Source organism: Stenotrophomonas sp. STEN240, from assembly GCF_056756175.1.
The window spans coordinates 1-3,315 of sequence record NZ_JBRRBO010000089.1 but is presented as its reverse complement, the minus strand read 5'-3'; the positions used below and the strand labels follow the sequence as shown (position 1 = coordinate 3,315).

General features: G+C 65.2%; 3 protein-coding genes. All 3 read right to left on the bottom strand.

The features are described from left to right. Window positions 1-89 precede the first annotated feature (89 nt). A complete protein-coding gene (locus ACVOKO_RS19385; RefSeq protein WP_346501015.1) occupies window positions 90-365 on the bottom strand; it encodes an oxidative damage protection protein in 276 nt (91 codons plus the stop codon). A gap of 17 nt (window positions 366-382) precedes the next feature. Then, window positions 383-1,438: an A/G-specific adenine glycosylase gene (mutY, locus tag ACVOKO_RS19380; protein WP_346501013.1), complete on the bottom strand. Its 1,056-nt coding sequence runs from the start codon at window positions 1,436-1,438 to the stop codon at window positions 383-385. Window positions 1,439-1,599: 161 nt separating this feature from the next. After that, window positions 1,600-3,042, bottom strand: a complete 1,443-nt coding sequence (gene ftsY / locus ACVOKO_RS19375) for a signal recognition particle-docking protein FtsY (protein ID WP_346501011.1) — start codon at window positions 3,040-3,042, stop codon at window positions 1,600-1,602. Window positions 3,043-3,315 lie beyond the last annotated feature (273 nt).

The following is a 3,315-nucleotide window of genomic DNA, read 5'->3' as shown; positions in this document are numbered from 1 at the left end:
TAGGGCCCCGGGGGCGGCCGGCGCCTGGCGGGGGGGGGGGTTTGGGGGTTGGGCCTCCGCGGGGTGGGCCGCGCCACTACAGTCTGGTGTCAGTGAGCTTCCGGCGCCACGTAGCCGGCTGGCTTTTCAGCGCCACCAGAGAACAGGTACTTCACCAGTTCTTCTTCAAGGAAGGCGCGGTGCTTGGGATCGCGCGGCGACAAGCGGTTCTCGTTGATCAGCATGGTCTGATGCGCCAGCCATGCAGCCCAGGCCGGCTTGCCGATATTGGCGAAAATGCGCTGGCCCAGTTCACCCGGATAGGGCACGAAATCCAGACCCTCGGTTTCGCGTTGTTCGTACTGGCAGAAGACGGAGCGGGGCATGGTGGAATCCTGTCGAATCAGTGCGCCGGATGCTTGTCCAGCAGTTTGCGGATAGGCGCGGGCAGGCCAAGTGCGGCCAGCTCGCTGCGTGCCACCCAACGTAGATCGGCATTGTCACCGACCTTGGCCTTGAGTGCGACCTTGCGCAAGTGCAAGGGCTGCAGATGCAGGCGGTAATGACTGAAGGTGTGCACGATCAGCGGCAGTTCTTCGGCATTGTCGTAGTTGCCCTTGATGGTGCCGGCAAACCAGTCACGCAACGCGCTGTCGGTGTCGGCCTGCGGCAGGGTCCACAGGGAGGCCCAGATGCCGGTCGGCGGGCGCTTGAGCAGCAGGATGCGGCCGTCGCTGTCCTCCAGCAGCAAGGCGCTGGCCTCACGCTCTGGCAGCACCTTGCTCGGCTTCGGCGTTGGCAATGCATCCACCAGGCCCTGCGCATGCGCGGTACAGCTGTTCTGCAGCGGGCACAGGATGCAGGCCGGCTTTGAGCGCGTGCACAAGGTTGCGCCGAAATCCATCTGGGCCTGGGTGTAATCGGCCATGCGACCGGCAGGCACCTGCGCGACATGGGTTTCGGCCTGCGCCCAGAGCTGCTTTTCGATGACCGGCAGGCCGGGGAAGCCGGCAACGCCGTGATAACGGGTCAGCACGCGTTTGACGTTGCCATCCAGGATCGCGAACGGGTCGTTCCAGGCCTGGCTGAGGATGGCGCCAGCGGTGCTGCGGCCGATGCCGGGCAGGGCAAGCAGCGCATCGAAATCACGCGGCAGTTCGCCACCATGCAGTTCAACGCATTGCTTGGCGGCCGCATGCAGGTTGCGGGCACGCGCGTAGTAGCCCAGCCCGGCCCAATGCGCCATCAGCGTGTCGTTGTCGGTGGCGGCCAGGTCCGCAAGCGTCGGAAACGACTGCACGAAGCGCTGGAAGTACGGGGTGACCGTAGCGACCTGGGTCTGCTGCAACATGATTTCCGACAGCCAGACGCGGTACGGCGAGCGCGGATGCTGCCAGGGCAGATCATGGCGGCCGTGCTGGTCGAACCAGGTAAGGAGTTGGCTGGGGAAGTTGGGCATGGGCTAGCGAGGGCGGTGGCTGGCGCGTCCCTTCTCCCTGCGGGAGAAGGTGCCCCATAGGGGCGGATGAGGGTAAGGCTCTTGTCGTTGATGCTGCGTGGGAGCTTCGCTCTTTCGTACCCTCACCCCAACCCCTCTCCCGGTGGGAGAGGGGCTTCAGATCAAGCGCCCAGCGCCTGCGGCAACAATGCGTCGACGAAGGCTTCGGCATCAAACACGCGCAGATCTTCCGGGCGCTCGCCGATGCCTGCAAAACGGATCGGAATGCCGAATTCGCGGGCCAGCGCGAATACCACGCCGCCCTTGGCGGTGCCGTCCAGCTTGGTCACGACAAGGCCGGTGACGCCTGCAGCCGCATGGAACTGGCGCAGCTGCGACAGCGCGTTCTGGCCGGTGGTGCCGTCGATGACCATCAACACTTCGTGCGGAGCGGTTTCATCGATCTTGCCGAGAACGCGACGGATCTTGCTCAGCTCGTTCATCAGGCCGGTCTGGGTGTGCAGGCGGCCAGCGGTATCGGCGATCAACACGCTGGTGCCGCGCGCCTTGCCGGCCTGCAGTGCGTCGAATGCGACCGAGGCAGCATCTGCGTTCTGACCTTGGGCGACCACGGCCACGCCATTGCGCTCACCCCAGATCTGCAACTGGGCGACGGCGGCGGCGCGGAAGGTGTCGCCGGCAGCCAGCATCAGGCTATGGCCCTGATCCTTGAAGCGCTTGGCCAGCTTGCCGATGGTGGTGGTCTTGCCGACGCCGTTGACGCCGACAGTGAGGATCACGAACGGCTTGGCGTTGGTGTCGATCACCAACGGCTTGGCGACCGGCTGCAGCATGGCGATCAGGTCGGCGCGCAGTGCGGCCAGCAGCGCATTGGCATCGGCAAACTCGCGCGACTTCATGCGCTTGCGCAGGTCTTCGACCAGCGCCGTGGTTGCCGGCATGCCGACGTCGGCGGTGATCAGTGCGGTTTCAATCTCGTCGAGCAGGTCGTCGTCGAGCTTGGGGTTGCGCGAGAACAGGCCGCCGAAGCTGCGGGCGAACGTGCTGTTGCGCAGACGGTCGCGCCAACCGGGCTTGCCAGCCTGTGCGGCAGGCGCTGCATTGGCGGGAATCAGTGCTGCGTCGGAATCGGCGGAGCTGGGTGCGTTGGTTTCGGCTGCGACTGGAGCTGGAGCCGGAGTGGCAGTTGGCAGTGCAGCTGGAGCCGCTTCTTCAGCAACTACAGGAGCAGCAACTACAGGAGCAGCAGTGGGTTCTGTTGGCTGCGCCGCGATTTCGTTGATTGCAGGCGAGGGGGCGATGGCCGGTACTGTGTGAGCGGGGACCGGCACGGTTGCAGCCACGGTTTCCGCTGCGACAGCCTGTTCGACAAGCGGCGCAGGCGTCGCCGCGACTTCGGTCGTTGGCTCCACATGTGCTGCGGGGGCCTCGTTTGCCTGGATCGGTGCTTGCGCGGCTTCGGTCGAGTCAGGTTCTGCCGGCAGCGGCGATTGCGCCGACGGGGCCTGCGGGAAGGCGGCGGCCAGTTCCTCAACGCTCAGCGTGGACGGCTTTGCGGGCTGTTGGGCGTCGTCGGTCTTTTTGCGGCGAAAAAAGCTGAACATGGAGGAAAAAGGCCTGAAATCAGATGTCTATGTTACCACCGGCGGTCAGGTGGCCGGCGGTATGGGCAGTGTGAGCGTTGTTGTTTGAAGCCCCTCTCCCGTTCAGGGGTGTGGGGTTGGGGTGAGGGGGGCTTTTGCGGCTCTACCGGGAAGGCCTCTGCCGAGCATGGCTCGGCACTACAGAGCGCGCGACATCGATGGGGAGGCTTGAGCCCCTCTCCCGTTTGCGGGAGAGGGGTTGGGGTGAGGGGGGCTTTTGGGGCTCTACTGGTA

Coding starts and splice junctions, on each gene's coding strand:
- ACVOKO_RS19385 (WP_346501015.1), bottom strand. CDS start 365: ATGCCCCGCTCCGTCTTCTGCCAGTACGAACAACGCGAAACCGAGGGT.
- mutY (WP_346501013.1), bottom strand. CDS start 1,438: ATGCCCAACTTCCCCAGCCAACTCCTTACCTGGTTCGACCAGCACGGC.
- ftsY (WP_346501011.1), bottom strand. CDS start 3,042: ATGTTCAGCTTTTTTCGCCGCAAAAAGACCGACGACGCCCAACAGCCC.